The organism is Kineococcus sp. NBC_00420 (genome assembly GCF_036021035.1).
Classification (GTDB): Bacteria; Actinomycetota; Actinomycetes; order Actinomycetales; family Kineococcaceae; genus Kineococcus.
In genome coordinates this window covers 5,020,299-5,035,560 of the sequence record NZ_CP107930.1, presented here as the reverse complement: position 1 = coordinate 5,035,560, position 15,262 = coordinate 5,020,299, and the positions used below count along the sequence as shown (strand labels likewise).

The 15,262-nt window shown below is 71.8% G+C and carries 11 protein-coding genes and 4 tRNA genes; 10 read left to right on the top strand and 5 right to left on the bottom strand.

Annotated elements, in window-relative coordinates:
• The 4 genes from thrS to OG218_RS24575 all read right to left on the bottom strand — a co-directional run bounded on the left by thrS (position 1) and on the right by OG218_RS24575 (position 3,291).
• On the bottom strand, positions 1 to 1,983 hold the full coding sequence (gene thrS, locus OG218_RS24590; protein WP_328295841.1) for a threonine--tRNA ligase: 1,983 nt from the start codon (positions 1,981 to 1,983) through the stop codon (positions 1 to 3).
• Between the two features lie 51 nt (positions 1,984 to 2,034).
• The gene (locus tag OG218_RS24585) at positions 2,035 to 2,589 is read right to left on the bottom strand and encodes an MOSC N-terminal beta barrel domain-containing protein (protein WP_328295840.1); all 555 of its coding nucleotides are present in this window, start codon (positions 2,587 to 2,589) and stop codon (positions 2,035 to 2,037) included.
• A gap of 17 nt (positions 2,590 to 2,606) precedes the next feature.
• A tRNA-Val gene (locus OG218_RS24580) sits at positions 2,607 to 2,678 on the bottom strand.
• A gap of 70 nt (positions 2,679 to 2,748) precedes the next feature.
• A complete protein-coding gene (locus OG218_RS24575; RefSeq protein ID WP_328295839.1) occupies positions 2,749 to 3,291 on the bottom strand; it encodes a TIGR02611 family protein in 543 nt (180 codons plus the stop codon).
• Positions 3,292 to 3,661: 370 nt separating this feature from the next.
• Between OG218_RS24575 and OG218_RS24570 the strand changes: the two genes are divergently transcribed.
• The 6 genes from OG218_RS24570 to OG218_RS24545 all read left to right on the top strand — a co-directional run bounded on the left by OG218_RS24570 (position 3,662) and on the right by OG218_RS24545 (position 7,028).
• Positions 3,662 to 4,090, top strand: coding sequence for an SsgA family sporulation/cell division regulator (locus OG218_RS24570; protein WP_328295838.1), 429 nt, complete (start codon positions 3,662 to 3,664; stop codon positions 4,088 to 4,090).
• Between the two features lie 194 nt (positions 4,091 to 4,284).
• Positions 4,285 to 4,357: transfer RNA gene (locus OG218_RS24565), tRNA-Gly, on the top strand.
• 34 nt (positions 4,358 to 4,391) lie between these two features.
• Positions 4,392 to 4,465 (top strand) — tRNA-Cys (locus OG218_RS24560).
• 35 nt (positions 4,466 to 4,500) lie between these two features.
• Positions 4,501 to 4,575 (top strand) — tRNA-Val (locus OG218_RS24555).
• A 217-nt stretch (positions 4,576 to 4,792) separates the two neighbouring features.
• Positions 4,793 to 6,028, top strand: coding sequence for a glycosyltransferase (locus OG218_RS24550; protein WP_328295837.1), 1,236 nt, complete (start codon positions 4,793 to 4,795; stop codon positions 6,026 to 6,028).
• A gap of 70 nt (positions 6,029 to 6,098) precedes the next feature.
• Positions 6,099 to 7,028 carry a hypothetical protein gene (locus tag OG218_RS24545; protein WP_328295836.1) on the top strand — a complete coding sequence of 310 codons (930 nt, stop codon included), beginning with the start codon at positions 6,099 to 6,101 and terminating at the stop codon, positions 7,026 to 7,028.
• Positions 7,029 to 7,041: 13 nt separating this feature from the next.
• On the opposite strand, the gene OG218_RS24540 is transcribed toward OG218_RS24545, so the two are convergent.
• A complete protein-coding gene (locus tag OG218_RS24540; RefSeq protein ID WP_328295835.1) occupies positions 7,042 to 7,989 on the bottom strand; it encodes a YihY/virulence factor BrkB family protein in 948 nt (315 codons plus the stop codon).
• 199 nt (positions 7,990 to 8,188) lie between these two features.
• Between OG218_RS24540 and glgX the strand changes: the two genes are divergently transcribed.
• The 4 genes from glgX to OG218_RS24520 all read left to right on the top strand — a co-directional run bounded on the left by glgX (position 8,189) and on the right by OG218_RS24520 (position 15,257).
• Positions 8,189 to 10,330, top strand: coding sequence for a glycogen debranching protein GlgX (gene glgX / locus OG218_RS24535; protein WP_328295834.1), 2,142 nt, complete (start codon positions 8,189 to 8,191; stop codon positions 10,328 to 10,330).
• A 14-nt stretch (positions 10,331 to 10,344) separates the two neighbouring features.
• Positions 10,345 to 12,768 (top strand): malto-oligosyltrehalose synthase, encoded by a 2,424-nt coding sequence (treY, locus tag OG218_RS24530; protein WP_328295833.1) that lies wholly within the window; start codon positions 10,345 to 10,347, stop codon positions 12,766 to 12,768.
• A 97-nt stretch (positions 12,769 to 12,865) separates the two neighbouring features.
• Positions 12,866 to 14,605, top strand: coding sequence for a malto-oligosyltrehalose trehalohydrolase (treZ, locus tag OG218_RS24525; protein ID WP_328295832.1), 1,740 nt, complete (start codon positions 12,866 to 12,868; stop codon positions 14,603 to 14,605).
• A 4-nt stretch (positions 14,606 to 14,609) separates the two neighbouring features.
• Positions 14,610 to 15,257: an NUDIX hydrolase N-terminal domain-containing protein gene (locus tag OG218_RS24520; protein ID WP_328295831.1), complete on the top strand. Its 648-nt coding sequence runs from the start codon at positions 14,610 to 14,612 to the stop codon at positions 15,255 to 15,257.
• Positions 15,258 to 15,262 lie beyond the last annotated feature (5 nt).

Genomic DNA, 15,262 nt, shown 5'->3' with positions numbered 1-15,262 from the left:
TCACACCTGCACCCGGTCACGCACGGCGGCGGCGATCCGCGCGACCGCGTCGTCGACCGGGACGCCGTTCTCCTGGCTGCCGTCACGGAAGCGGAACGACACCGCACCGTTCTCGACGTCCTCGGCCCCGGCGATGAGCAGGAACGGGATCTTCTGCTTGGTCCAGGTGCGGATCTTCTTCGGCATCCGGTCGTCGGCGTCGTCCACCTCGACCCGGATCCCGGCGGCGCGCAGCTTCTGCGCGACCTCCTGCAGGTGCGGGACGTGCGCGTCGGCGACGGGGATCCCCACGACCTGCACGGGGGCCAGCCACGGGGGGAACGCCCCGGCGTAGTGCTCGACGAGGACGCCGAAGAAGCGTTCCAGCGAACCGAACTTGGCCGAGTGGATCATCACCGGCTGCTGCTTGGTGCCGTCGGCGGCGGTGTACTCCAGCTCGAAGCGGGCGGGCTGGTTGAAGTCGTACTGGATGGTCGACATCTGCCAGGTGCGGCCGATGGCGTCCTTGGCCTGCACGGAGATCTTCGGCCCGTAGAACGCGGCCCCGCCGGGGTCGGCGACGAGTTCCAGCCCGGTCTCCTTCGCCGCGGTCTCGAGGACCGCGGTGGCCTTCTCCCACTCCTCGTCGGAGCCGATGAACTTCGCCGAGTCCCCGCGGGTGGAGAGTTCGAGGTAGTAGTCGTCGAGACCGAAGTCCTTGAGGAGGCCGAGGACGAAGTCGAGGAGGTGCTTGATCTCTCCCGGCGCCTGCTCCTGGGTGACGTAGGAGTGCGAGTCGTCCTGGGTCAGCCCGCGGACGCGGGTGAGGCCGTGCACGACGCCGCTCTTCTCGTAGCGGTAGACGGACCCGAACTCGAAGAACCGCAACGGCAGTTCCCGGTAGGACCGACCGCGCGAACGGAAGATCAGGTTGTGCATGGGGCAGTTCATGGCCTTGAGGTAGTACTTCGAGTTCTCCAGCTCCATGCCGGGGAACATCGTGTCCTCGTAGTACGGCAGGTGCCCGGAGGTCTCGAACAGACCACCCTTGGAGATGTGCGGGGTCCCGACGTAGGAGAACCCCTCCTCGATGTGGCGGCGACGGACGTAGTCCTCCATCTCCCGCTTGATCACCCCGCCCTTGGGGTGGAAGACGACCAGGCCGGACCCGATCTCGTCGGGGAAGGAGAACAGGTCGAGTTCCGCCCCGAGGCGACGGTGGTCGCGACGTTCGGCCTCCGCGACGCGTTCCTGGTAGGCCTTCAGCTCGTCCTTGGACGGCCACGCGGTGCCGTAGATGCGCTGCAGCTGCGGGTTCTTCTCGCTCCCGCGCCAGTAGGCCGCGGCCGAGCGGGTCAGGCTGAACCCGATGCCGACGAGACGCGTGGTCGGCAGGTGCGGACCGCGGCAGAGGTCCTTGAAGGCCACGGAGTCGTCGCGCTTGAGGTTGTCGTAGATGGTCAGTCCGCCCTCGCCGACCTCGGCCGAGGCGCCCTCGGCCGCGTCCGCGACACCACCGGGGGCGGTGCTCTTGAGGCCGATGAGCTCCAGCTTGTACGGCTCGTCGGCCATCTCGGCGCGGGCCTCGTCGTCGGAGACGTCGCGACGGGCGAAGCGCTGCCCCTCCTTGACGATGCGCTGCATCGTCTTCTCGATGACCTTGAGGTCCTCGGGGGTGAAGGGGCGCTCGACGTCGAAGTCGAAGTAGAAGCCGTCGCGGATCGGGGGGCCGATGCCGAGCTTGGCCTCGGGGAAGTGCTGCTGCACGGCCTGGGCCATGACGTGCGCGGTCGAGTGACGCAGCACGGCGAGGCCCTCGTCGGAGGAGATGAGGACACCCTCGACGTCGTCGCCCTCGGCGAGGACGTGGGAGAGGTCGCGCAGTTCGCCGTTGACCTTCGCGACGACGACGGCGCGGTCGTCGGCGAACAGCTCCCCTGCCGTGGTGCCGGCGGCCACCTGCTGGGTCTCCCCGGATCGGGTGATGCTGAACTGGGCCGACACGTGGGGCCTCCGCTGGTCTGGGCTGCTGGTGCTGGGACGGACCGTTCGACTCTACCCAGGGGGGTTCACGCGGACCTCGTCCCCCACCCGCAGCACCCCGCCCGTCGCGACCTGGGCGAACAGCCCCGCGCAGTGCCGGGGCGCTCCCCCCAGCCGCAACACCGCCGCGCCGATCGAGCAGGTCCACCCCTGCAGGTCCGCGGCCGGGGGTTCGTCGGCGCCGAACTCCACGACGAGGTTGGCCCGCGAGGAGTCCCCGGCGTCCGGCTCCCGTCGCTGGCCGAGGCTGACGAGGTGCACGGGAGCCACCTGCCGCGCTCCGCCGTCGACGGGCGCGAGTCGTGCCCCGGGCACGGCCAGGAAGTCCGCGAGCGCCGTCCCGTCGGGAGTGCGCAGGCGGGGTTCGAGGGGGTCCCCGGCGAGGGCGAGCCCGCGCAGCGCGGGGTTCCGCTTGGCGGCGAGGACGCGACCCGCCTCGTCGACGACCGCGTGGCCGCGGTCACCCAGGAGGCCGTCGGGGCCGAGTTCGGCCGCGGTGAGGGAGGATCCCGGGACGGACTTCACCGGGAAGAGGTGGATCTCGCACAGGACGCCGACGAGGGTCATGTCCTGATGATGCTGGGTGGGCGATACTGGGTTCGAACCAGTGACCCCTTCGGTGTGAACGAAGTGCTCTACCACTGAGCTAATCGCCCGAACGTCGCGCTGAGCGCGTCCGGCCCGAGAACCATACCGTGACTCGGGCCGTGCTCTCGACCGCCGCGGTCAGAGACCCGGGACCCACTGCAGCTGGGCGGTGACGACCTCGGGCGTCCACGCCGGCAGCCCCTGCCAGGCGAGGTAGCCCCAGAGCAGGGCCGCGACGACGGCGGCGGTTCCCGTCCCCAGCGCCGCGCGGGTCGCCAGGGAGTGGCGCGCGAGCCACCGGGCCCAGCGGTGGAGCTGGCGTTCCCCGAAGTGCTTGAGCCGTTGGGCGGAGGAGAACTCCGTGCCGAGGACGGCGAGCCCGAGGAACACCACGAGCCAGCCGGGACCGGGCAGCGGCACCAGCACGAGGCCGAGCAGGACGACGAACGCGCCGACGGCCCCGACGACGGCGCGGTAGACCCGGTTCTTGCGGGTGTCGGCGCGGATCCGCTCGCGCTGGGCGTGCAGGGCGGCCCGGGTCCGCCGCAGCCGGTGCTGGTGGGCGCTGACCGGGGCGTCCACCCCGGTCACCACGGGGTGCGGCGCGGTCGGCGGCGACGGCAGCGACGCCCCCTCGGCGCGCGCCCAGTGCTCCACCTGCCCGTCCACTCGCTCGTCCACCTGCCCGTCCACCGCGCCGTCCTGGTCCCCAGGTCCGTGTTCGTGCACCGTCCGCACCGCTCACCCTCCGTCCACGACCTACCCACCCCTCCAACGCACGGACGGGACGCGACGCTCCCGCCGGAGGTGGAGGTTTCGCGTCGACCCGTGGTGAGAACCGTCACAGCGGCCCGCCGGACGGCGGTTGACCTGCGGAGACACCCTCTCGTAGGCCCGCGAACCCGCCGGGGCCGAACGGTGGGGGAACCTCCGGCGACACGCCGACGTCCCACTTGCGTCGTTCGGGTGTTTCAAGCGCGCAGTTGGTGGGAAACTCATGGACACGGTCGCTGGAGCCCGTCAGCGGCCATGAGCACACACGGAGGTCGACGTGCCTGCATTGCCGCACCGCAAGACCGAGGTCGACGTCGACGTGTCGCTGCGACTCCGGACCACCAGTGGTCCGGGACTCCCCGTCCCCGCCAGCCTCCACTACGGAGCTGACGACCCCTACGCCATCCACGCGGTCTTCCGCGGTGGCGACACGGACGTGGAGTGGGTCTTCGCACGGGACCTGTTGAGGGAAGGACTGACCGCACCCGCCGGCACCGGCGACGTGCAGGTGCGGCCCTGTTCCGACACCCTCGACGGCCGCCCCCGGGTCCTGCTCCGCCTGTCGTCCCCGGACGGCAATGCGGAACTCGAAGCCGACGAGGCCGACGTCCGGCGCTTCCTGCGCCGTGCCGACGCCCTCGTCCCCCCGGGCCGCGAGACCCGCCACCTGGACCTGGACGAGCTCATCGCTCGCCTGGTGTCCTGACGCACCGGCAGACGACGCACGAACGCGAGCGGACCCGCCCCGGCACTGTCGCCGCGGCGGGTTCTCCCGTGTCGCAGCTCTTCCGTTCCCCGCGGCCGCGTGAGCCGGGAGGGGATTTGGCCTTGTGGCCGACGTCGGCTAATGTTTTCAACGCCACGGGGAACCGGCCGGGAACGGCAGGGAAACCAGGGCATGCGGACGTAGCGCAGTTGGTAGCGCATCACCTTGCCAAGGTGAGGGTCGCGAGTTCGAGTCTCGTCGTCCGCTCGGAAGTCGGCACAACGGGGCCGTGAGCCTCTACGGTGGAGTGGCCGAGAGGTTAGGCAGCGGCCTGCAAAGCCGTCCACACGGGTTCGAATCCCGTCTCCACCTCCACTCGCAGTCGGGTAGCTCCCGACCGTGGGTACCGAGGGCGATTGGCGCAGCGGTAGCGCGCTTCCCTGACACGGAAGAGGTCACTGGTTCGATCCCAGTATCGCCCACCAGCACGTGAAGAGGGTCGGGTCCGGAAACGGACCCGATCCTCTTCGTCGTTCCGGCCGCGCTCGCGACGCCTCCCGGGGTTCCGGTACACGGTCTCGCCGCTGAAACCGCAGAGAGTCACGAAAGGTCACCCAGGCGGACCAACGCCTTGCCTGCCAACGGGTTAACGAATTCGTAACACGCCTGTCACGGAGCCGCGGAGTACGTACGGTGACGGCCATGTCCTCCGCACACTCCGGCCGCCCGGCGCTGCGCGTGCTGTTCGTCCAGGGCCACCTCCGGGAGAACGGCGGCCTCCGCGTCGTCAACGCCCTGGCGGCCCGCTTCAGCGCCGACGGGGTCCGGACGGGCGTCTTCGCCCTAGAGGAGGTCGACGGTGAGGAGGCCGTGGCGCTCCCCAGCGACGGCGTCGCGCTGCGCTACGGCGCCCACCACGCCCTCCCGGCCGCCCGCCGGCTGCCCACCGGGCTCCTCGCCCTGCTGCGCACCGCCCGCGGCTACGACGTCGTGGTCTCCGGCTCGGAGATCGGCCACGGCCTGCTCGCGGCGTCCCTGGTCGCCCGCACCCTCGGCAAGCCCTTCGTGGTCCTGGCCCAGGGCGACCTCGACCAGGCGATCGCCGCCTGGGTCCCCGCCAAGCTGCAGTCCGCCACGCGGTGGGTGCACCGCCACGCGGACGCGGTGATCGCCGTCTCCCCCGGCCTGGTCCCGGGTCTGCTGGCCAACGGCCTCCCCGCGGAGCGCGCGCACGTCGTCGTGAACGGCGTCGACGTGGACGAGGTGCAGGAACGGGCCGTGACCGACCGCGGCGCCCCCGACCCGGTGCCCCGGCGACCGCGCCTGCTGGCGATCGGCCGGCTCACCTCGCACAAGGGCTTCGACCTGCTGCTGCGCGCCTCGGTCGGCGTCCGCGACCGCGGGTTCGACCACGACCTCGTGATCGCCGGGGAGGGCCCTGACCGGGCCGCCCTCGAGCAGCTCGCCGCCGATCTGGGCGCGGACCACGTCAGCCTGCCCGGGTTCGTGGAGAACCCGGCGGCCCTGCTGGCCCAGGCCGACCTCTTCGTCTCCTCCTCCCGCACGGAGGCGATGCCGTTGACGCTGCTGGAGTCGCTGGCCCTGGCCGTCCCCGTCGTCGCCACCGACTGCTGCGAGGGCTCGCGGTTGCTGCTGGACGACGGTCGCTACGGTGACCTCGTCGCGCCGGAGTCCGTCGAGGCCCTCACCGAGGCGATCGCCGCTCACCTGGGCGACCAGCGGCGGTTGCGGAACGCCGCGGCGGCCGGACCGGCCTTCGCCCGACGGTTCGAACCGCGTCGCCTCGCCCGCGAGCACCTCGCGCTGCTGTCCCGGATCAGCGGAGCACCGCTGCCCGTGTTCGCCCCGCTGCCCGTCGCGACCGGGGACACGTTGCTGAGGACGCACCAGGGTCCGTCCCTCGGCAGCACCACCTGACCCACCGCCCGTCCGCCCGACCGACCCATCGAAACCACCGCATCCCTCGAAGCCCTAGGAGCTCCTCACCGTGCGCGCGCTCGACCTGGTCCGTTTCCTCTCCACCAGCGCAACGACGCGCACCGCCCCCGACACCCCCACCGCGCTGCGGGCCCGTCTCGCCGGCGGCGCCGCCAGAGCGCTCGAGGCGGGTCGCAAGGTCCGCACCGAGGTTCCGCGCGAACTGCGCGAACGCACCACCGAGGCCTCCCTCGCCGCGTTCCTCACCGCCTACGTCGACGACCGCGAGAGCGGCGCCACCGAGGGCGGCCGGCACGCGCTCCGCTACGCCCTGCACCACCCCTCGGCCACCCTCGGCGCCGTCGCGGCCGTCCTGCGCCTGCCCGTCGCCCCCGCGGCGCTGGGGGACGGACCGGCCGGTGAGATCCTCCGCTCCACGCTGCTGGCCCGCCACCTCGGTGGGCTGACGGTCGCCTCGACCGGGGTCGCCGTCCTCGACGTGCCCGCCGACGGTGGTGACTACGTGCTGGGCGCGACCCGTCAGACGCTGCGCCGCAAGGTGCGGGCGGCGCAGAAGAAGGGCGTGGCGTTCCGCTTCGTCGAGGACCCGGCGGAGCGCGCGGCCCTGCTGGAGCGCGCCAACGCGGCCGAGCAGGCGCACGCCGACGCCCAGTACCGGGTGGACACCCCCGACAACTCCGACCTGCTGCTGCACGACCTCTGGCTGGTGGCGACCGACGCCGACGGTGAGGCGATCATGCTGTCGGTTACCCCGGTCGACGGCGAGTGGGCCCTGTTGCGCTACTTCCGCACCCTGGGCGCCTCCCCCGCGCACAGCGACGCCCGCTACCTGCTGATGCCGGCCCTGGTCTCGGCCCTGGCCGAGCGCGGGGTGCGCCACCTCGTGGACTCGACCCCGCCGCCGCAGCTGTCCAACGGCCTGCGCCACTTCCAGCGCATGGTCGGCTACCGCTACGCCCGGGTGCGGGTCACGCGCTGACCCCTGCCGGGGATCAGGGGACCCAGCGACGCCGCTCGGCCGCCTGGCTCCGGGCGGCCTCGCGGGCCGCGGTCTTCGTCGGGTCCGGCCACACCCGGTCCACGGCCGAGTTCAGGGCCGCGCCGATGAGCACCGAGATGGCCAGGAAGTAGAACCAGATCAGCACCACGACGGGCGCCGCGAGCGGCCCGTAGATCGACGTCGAGGGGCCCGCGATCGAGAGCGCCAGCGAGCGGCGCAGCACCCACGAGACGAGGAACCACCCCAGCAGCGCCAGCAGCGCCCCGGGCAGGTCGCGCCACCAGCGCGACCGCACGGGCGTCGAGAGGTGGTAGAGCGTCGTGAGGCAGAAGACCGAGAGCACCAGGACGACCGGCCAGTACAGGTGCGACAGCACCCGCACGTTCGCGGGCAGCCACTCCTGCAGCAGGCGCGGGCCCACGAGCACCAGCGGCACGACGACGACCCCCACGAGCAGCGCCACCAGGTAGGTGGACAGCGACAGGATCCGGGTCCGGACGATGCCGCGGTGCCCGCCGAGCCCGTACGTGATCGCGATGGTGTCGACGTAGACGTTGAGGGCGCGCGAGCCCGACCACACGCTGACCAGGAACGCGAGCACCGTGAGGTCGGCCCGGCCCTGCGTGGTGACGGAGTCGAAGGTCGGCAGGATCACGTCGGCGATGGCCTGGGACGTGAAGACGGCCTCGGTGATCCGGGCGAGCTGCTCGCGCACGGCGGCGACGTCGTCGGCTCCCAGCCAGCGCCCGAGGTAGCCCAGGCTGGCGACGATGCCGAAGACCAGCGGCGGCAACGAGAGCAGGGCGAAGAACCCGCCCTCCGCCGCCAGACCGGTGACCCGGAAGCGCATGCAGGCCCCGACGGTCGCGGTGGCCAGGGCCCGGACGTCGCGCCACGCCCTCCCCGGCCACGACAGGGTCAGGACAGGCTGCTGGTGCATCGTCTCCTCGGGGTCCCGCAGGTGGTCCAGACGGTGGTCCGCCTCGCTCGCCGGACACGGCGGGTCCGCAGGCGTCCGGACACCGTAACCGGGCCGGGAGCCCGGCCGCGGGAGGCGCCCCGGGAGGTGGCACGGTCCCCGACCCGCCATGATGGGCCGGTCACGCCCACTTCGAATCCCTTCCGGAGGGAACCCCGCGATGCAGATCTGGCCCGGACGGCCCTATCCCCTCGGCGCCACGTACGACGGCGCCGGGACGAACTTCGCCCTCTTCTCGGAGGTGGCCGAACGGGTCGAGCTGTGCCTCATCGCCGACGACGGCACCGAGCAGCGGTTCGACGTGCCCGAGGTCGACGGGTTCGTCTGGCACGCGTACCTGCCCTCGGTGATGCCCGGTCAGCGCTACGGCTTCCGCGTGCACGGCCCGTTCCACCCCGAGAGCGGATCGCGCTGCCAGCCGGAGAAGCTGCTGCTCGACCCCTACGCGAAGGCCATCGAGGGCCAGGTGGACGGCGACGAGTCGCTGTTCTCCTACCACTTCGACCGCCCGGACGAGGTGAACGTCGAGGACAGCCTCGGCCACACGATGCTCTCCGTCGTCGTGAACCCCTTCTTCGACTGGGGCAACGACCACCGCCCCGGCCACGAGTACCACGAGTCGGTGATCTACGAGGCCCACGTCAAGGGTCTGACGATGCAGCACCCCGACGTGCCCGAGGACATCCGCGGCACCTACGCCGCGATGGCGCACCCGGCGATCATCGAGCACCTCACCTCCCTCGGGGTGACGGCCGTCGAGCTCATGCCGGTGCACCAGTTCGTGCAGGACACCCACCTCGTCGACAAGGGCCTCTCGAACTACTGGGGCTACAACACCATCGGGTTCTTCGCCCCGCACAACGCCTACTCCTCCAACGGCCAGCGCGGTCAGCAGGTGCAGGAGTTCAAGTCGATGGTGCTCGCGCTGCACCAGGCGAACATCGAGGTCATCCTCGACGTGGTCTACAACCACACCGCCGAGGGCAACCACATGGGCCCGACGCTGTGCATGCGCGGCATCGACAACCAGGCCTACTACCGCCTCGTCGACGGCGACCAGAAGCACTACTTCGACACCACCGGCACCGGCAACAGCCTGCTGATGCGCCACCCGCACGTCCTGCAGCTCATCATGGACTCGCTGCGCTACTGGGTGACGGACATGCACGTCGACGGCTTCCGCTTCGACCTCGCCGCGACGCTGGCCCGCCAGTTCCACGAGGTCGACCGGCTCAGCGCCTTCTTCGACCTGGTGCAGCAGGACCCGATCGTCTCCCAGGTCAAGCTCATCGCCGAGCCCTGGGACATCGGCGAGGGGGGCTACCAGGTCGGCGGCTTCCCCCCGCTGTGGACGGAGTGGAACGGTAAGTACCGCGACTCCGTACGCGACTTCTGGCGCGGGGAGCCCGAGTCGCTGGGCGACTTCGCCAGCCGCATCAGCGGTTCCTCCGACCTCTACGAGCACTCCGGGCGCAAGCCCATCGCGAGCATCAACTTCGTCACCGCCCACGACGGCTTCACGATGCGGGACCTGGTGTCCTACAACGACAAGCACAACGCCGCCAACGGTGAGGGCGGCAACGACGGCGAGAGCCACAACCGCTCCTGGAACTGCGGGGTCGAGGGCGAGACGAAGGACCCCGAGATCATCGCCCTGCGGGCCCGCCAGCACCGGAACCTGCTGACGACGCTGCTGCTCTCCCAGGGCGTGCCGATGCTCCTGCACGGCGACGAGCTCGGCCGCACCCAGCGGGGCAACAACAACGTCTACTGCCAGGACAACGAGCTGTCCTGGGTCGACTGGGACCTCGACGACCCCCAGAAGGAGCTGCTGGCCTTCACCCAGCGCATCGTCGCCCTGCGCCGCACCGAGCCCGTCTTCCAGCGCCGGCGCTTCTTCGCCGGTGACGCCTCCCACGGCGGGGAGAGCGAGGTCGGCGACATCGAGTGGTTCACCAACGACGGCACCGAGATGACCGCCGCGGACTGGGCCGACCGGTCCAACCACACCGTCATGGTGTTCCTCAACGGGGAGGCGATCCCCGAACCGGACAAGCGCGGGGAGCGCATCGTCGGCGACTCGTTCCTGGTGCTGTGGAACCCGTGGCACGAGGCGGTGGAGTTCACGCTGCCCGAGAAGGCCTACGGCGACGACTGGGCCCCCCGCCTCGACACCGCCGACGACCAGGTCGGCATCGTCTCGATCTTCACCGAGGAATCGGCGTTCTCCCCGGGCGCGAAGCTGCCGGTGGCGGCCCGCTCGGTGCTCGTGCTCGCTCGTGGACCGCTGGGAGAGAAGTGACCTACCGTCCGACCGTGGTGCCCGGGAGCACCTACCGGCTGCAGGTGCAGCCGGCCTTCACCTTCGACGACGCCGCCGCGCAGGCGGAGTACCTGGCGACCCTCGGCGTCTCGCACGCCTACCTCTCGCCGGTGCTGGCGCCCGCTAAGGGCTCCGAGCACGGCTACGACGTCGTCGACCACTCCCACCTGAACCCCGAGGCCGGGGGTCGGGAGGGCTTCGACCGGCTGGTGGCCGCGCTGCGTTCCGCCGGTCTCGCCGCGGTGGCCGACGTCGTCCCCAACCACATGGCCGTGCCCACTCCCGCCTCCGACAACGCGCAGCTGTGGTCGGTCCTCAAGGAGGGGCCGGACTCGCCCTTCGCCTCCTGGTTCGACGTCGACTGGTCGGTGCCGGACCGGGCGATCCTCATGGCCGTCCTCGGTCAGCGGATCGGGCAGGTCCTCGCCGCGGGCGAGCTGGCCCTGGACGACTCCGGCGACGAGCTCGTCCTGCGCTACTACGACCACGTGTTCCCGGTGCGTCCCGGCACCGAGGACCTGCCGCTGGCCGAGCTGGTGGACCGCCAGTGGTACCGGCTGGCGCACTGGCGGGTGGCCGACGAGGAGCTGAACTACCGCCGCTTCTTCGACGTCGACACCCTCGCCGCGATCCGGGTCGAGGACCCGGCCGTCTTCGACGCCTCGCACGCCCTGCTGCTGGAACTGCTGCGCGCGGGGGACCTGCAGGGGTTGCGGATCGACCACCCGGACGGTCTCGCGGACCCGCGCGGCTACCTGCGCCGCCTGGCCGAGGTCACGCGCGAGGGGGACTCGAGCGCCTGGGTCGTCGTCGAGAAGATCCTCGAGGGTGACGAGACCCTGCCCGAGGACTGGGAGTGCGCCGGGACCACCGGCTACGACGCGTTGCAGCGCATCGGTGGGCTCTTCCTGGACTCCGCCGGGGCCGAACCGCTGTCCGCGCAGTACGCCGCGGTGACCGGTGAGAACCGGCCGTTCTCCACCATCGTCGACGAGGCGAAGCGCGAGGTCGCCGAGTTCGGCCTCTACGCCGAGGTCCACCGCCTGGTGGAGCTCCTCGCCGGCATCTGCCACGACCACGTCGACCTGCGCGACCACACCCGTCGCGGGTTGCACGAGAGCGTGCTCGAGCTGCTCGTCTCCATCGAGCAGTACCGCGCCTACGTGGTCCCGGGCGAGGCGGCACCGGAGGTGGCCGTCGAGGTCCTCGAGCACGCCGCCGAGGTCGCCGGAGCCCGCCTGCCCGCCGAGCGCCACGACACCCTCGCGGTCGTCGTGGACCTGGCGCTGGGTCGGGTCGCGACCGACGACGCGCGCGCGGCGGAGTTCATCGTCCGGTTCCAGCAGACGTGCGGCCCGGTGATGGCCAAGGGCATCGAGGACACCGCGTTCTACCGGTGGTTCCGGCTGAGCTCGCTCAACGAGGTCGGCGGTGAACCCACGAGGTTCGGGACCTCCCCGGAGGAGTTCCACTCCTTCGCCTCGGCGCTGGCGCGCGACTGGCCGGCCACGATGACGACGCTCTCCACCCACGACACCAAGCGCAGCGAGGACGTCCGCGCCCGCCTGTCGACGTTGTCGGAGTTCACCACCGAGTGGGCGGCCGCCGTCACCGCGTGGCGAGAACTGGCCACCACCCACCGGGCCGCGGAACTGGACGCCCGGACGGAACTGCTGATCTGGCAGACGCTCGTCGGCACCTGGGGCTCCTCGGGTCCGATCGCGGCGGAACGCCTCCTCGGCTACCTCCAGAAGGCGACCCGCGAGGCCAAGGACCACACCACGTGGACCGCGCCGGACGAGGCCTACGAGGCTGCGGTGGAACGGTTCGCGACGGGGGTCCTCGGCGACGCCGACGTCCTGGCCGCCGTTGCCGAGTTCGTCGAGCTCACGGGCCCCGCGGCGCGGGTCGCGCTGCTGGGGCAGAAGTTCGTGCAGCTGACGATGCCGGGTGTCCCCGACGTCTACCAGGGCACCGAACTCGTCGACCTGTCCCTGGTCGACCCCGACAACCGCCGCCCGGTCGACTTCGCCGACCGCGCCCGCCGCCTGACGGCGCTGGACGCGGGCTCGGGGCCGACCGACCTGGACGACGAGAAGCTCCTCGTGGTCTCGCGGACCCTGCGGGTGCGCCGGGACCACCCCGAGGTCTTCGCGGGCGCCTACTCCCCCGTCCCCACGACCAACGGCAACGCCGTCGCGTTCTCCCGCGGCCCGGCGGAGAACCCGGCCGTCGTCGCGGTGGCGACCCGCCTCCCGGTGTCGCTGGAACGTCTCGGCGGTTGGGGCGAGCACACCCTGACCCTCCCCGAGGGCCTGTGGCGCAACGTCTTCACCGGCGCCGAGGTCCCCGGCGGGGCCGCCCGCATCGCCGACGTCCTCACCGACCTCCCGGTGGCGCTGCTCGTCCGCGCCTAGCAACTTCTGGGGGACTTCCCACCCTTCCGAGGCCGCGGAAGGGTGGGAAGTCCCCCAGAAGTCGCAAGGGGGCGCGGGCTCCGACAAGCTGTGCACCATGCGGTTCGAACTGTGGGCGCCGGCGGCGCAAGAGGTGGAGCTCGTCCTCGACGCGGGACGGGTGCCGATGCGGCGCAGCGACTCCCCCCGTCCGGGGTGGTGGAGCGTCGAGGCCGAGGGCGCGGACGGCACCCGCTACGCGTTCTCCCTCGACGGGGGTGACCCGCGCCCGGACCCGCGCAGCGGTTGGCTGCCGGACGGGGTGAACGCCGCGAGCGCCGTGGTGGACCCGTCGCTCTTCACCTGGACCGACCAGAACTGGGCCGGCCGGGACGCCCACGGGGCGGTGTTCTACGAACTGCACATCGGGACCTTCACCCCCGAGGGGACGTTCGCGGCGGCGGCGCAGAAGCTGGACCACCTCGTCGACCTCGGCGTGGACGTCGTGGAGGTCCTGCCGGTGTCGGCGTGGGACGGGCCGTGGAACTGGGGTTACGACGGCGTCGCCCCCTACGCGGTGCAGCACGAGTACGGCGGTCCGGAGGGTTTCGCCGCGTTCGTCGACGCCTGCCACGCGAAGGGTCTGGCCGTCGCGCTCGACTGCGTCTACAACCACCTCGGGCCCAGCGGGAACTACCTGGCGGAGTTCGGGCCCTACTTCACCGAGAAGCACGACACCCCCTGGGGTGCGGCCGTGAACCTCGACGACGAGGGCTCGGTCGAGGTCCGTCGCTGGATCGTCGACAACGCGCTGCGCTGGTTCCGCGACTTCCACGTCGACGCCCTGCGCCTGGACGCCGTGCACGCCCTCGTCGACGACTCCCCCCGCCACGTCCTGGCGCAGCTGTCGGACGAGGTCGCGGAACTCGCCCGCCAGCTCGGCCGACCGCTGTCCCTGGTCGCGGAGTCCGACCTCAACGACGCGTTCATGGTCTCCCCCACGACGCAGGGTGGCCGGGGGATGACCGCGCAGTGGGACGACGACGTGCACCACGCCCTGCACGCCTGGCTCACCGGGGAACGTCAGGGCTACTACGCCGACTTCGGCGACGCCGAGGTCGTGAAGACGACGTTCGAGGAGGCGTTCTTCCACGCCGAGCGGTTCTCCACCTTCCGCGGGGAGCAGTGGGGGAAGAAGGTCGACCGCGCGGCGGTTCCGGGGACGGCGTTCCTGGGTTACCTGCAGACCCACGACCAGGTCGGCAACCGCGCCGTCGGCGACCGGATCGGGCACCTGCTCTCCCCCACCGCGCAGGCCGCCGGGGCGGCGCTGTACCTGCTGGGCCCCTTCACGCCGATGGTGTTCATGGGTGAGGAGTGGAACGCCTCGACGAAGTGGCAGTTCTTCACCTCCTTCCCCGATCCCGACCTCGGCAAGGCCGTCAGCACCGGCCGCCGCTCGGAGTTCGGCCAGCACGGGTGGGACGCCGAGGACGTCCCCGACCCCCAGGATCCGGCCACCAAGGAGGCCTCGGTCCTGCGCTGGGACGAGGTCGACGCCGAGCCGCACGCGCGGATGCTGGCCTGGTACCGGACGCTGACCGGCCTGCGTCGCGCCGTGCCGGACTTCGCGGCCGCGGACCTGCGCGAGGTCCGGGTGGACGTCGCGGGCAACGCCCTGGTCCTGCACCGAGGCCGGTACCGGGTCGTCGTCACCCTCGGGGAAGGCGCCGACGTCGAGGTCGAGGGCAGCCCCCTCGAGGTCGTCGCCCAGTTCAGCGACGGCCCGGCCGCCGAGCTGCTCGGCGAAGGGGTGCGCACGTCCGCGGAGTCGGTGGTGGTGCTGCGGGTAGCGTGATCGCGTGAGCGAACCCGCCGACCTGGTCCGCACGGCCGCCGTCCGCATCGCGGCCCTGGCCCAGGACGGGTTGACCTTCGCGCTCGGCGACCCCGCCAAGGACTACGACGCGGCCCGCTACCGGGAGCTGACCGAGCTCGCGGCGGATCTGCTGGCCGCGGTCTCCACCTCGCCCCGCGACGTCCTGCGGGCGCTCCTGGACACCGACGCGGGCTACGCGACGCCCAAGGTCGACGTCCGGGCGGGGGTCATCGACGACCAGGGCCGGTTCCTGCTGCTGCGCGAGCGCAGCGACGGGCTCTGGTCGATGCCGGGAGGGTGGGCGGACCCGGGTGACCGCCCGGCTCAGGCGGCGGTCCGCGAGGTGCTGGAGGAGACGGGCTACCCCGTCGAGGTGGTCAAGGTCGTGGGCGTCTGGGAACGGGACGCCCGCGGCAAGCAGCCGCCGATGCCGGTGAGCGTCTTCCACCTGTACTTCCTCTGCACCGTCTCCGGGGACCGCGTCGCGGCGAGCGAGCTCGAGACCCTGGACGTCGGCTGGTTCGGCCTGGACGAGTTGCCGGAGCTGTCGCAGCGGCGCATCAACCGCTGGGAGCTGGAACGGATGATGGCCCACCACCTGGACCCGTCCCTGCCCACCGAGTGGGACTGACCCGT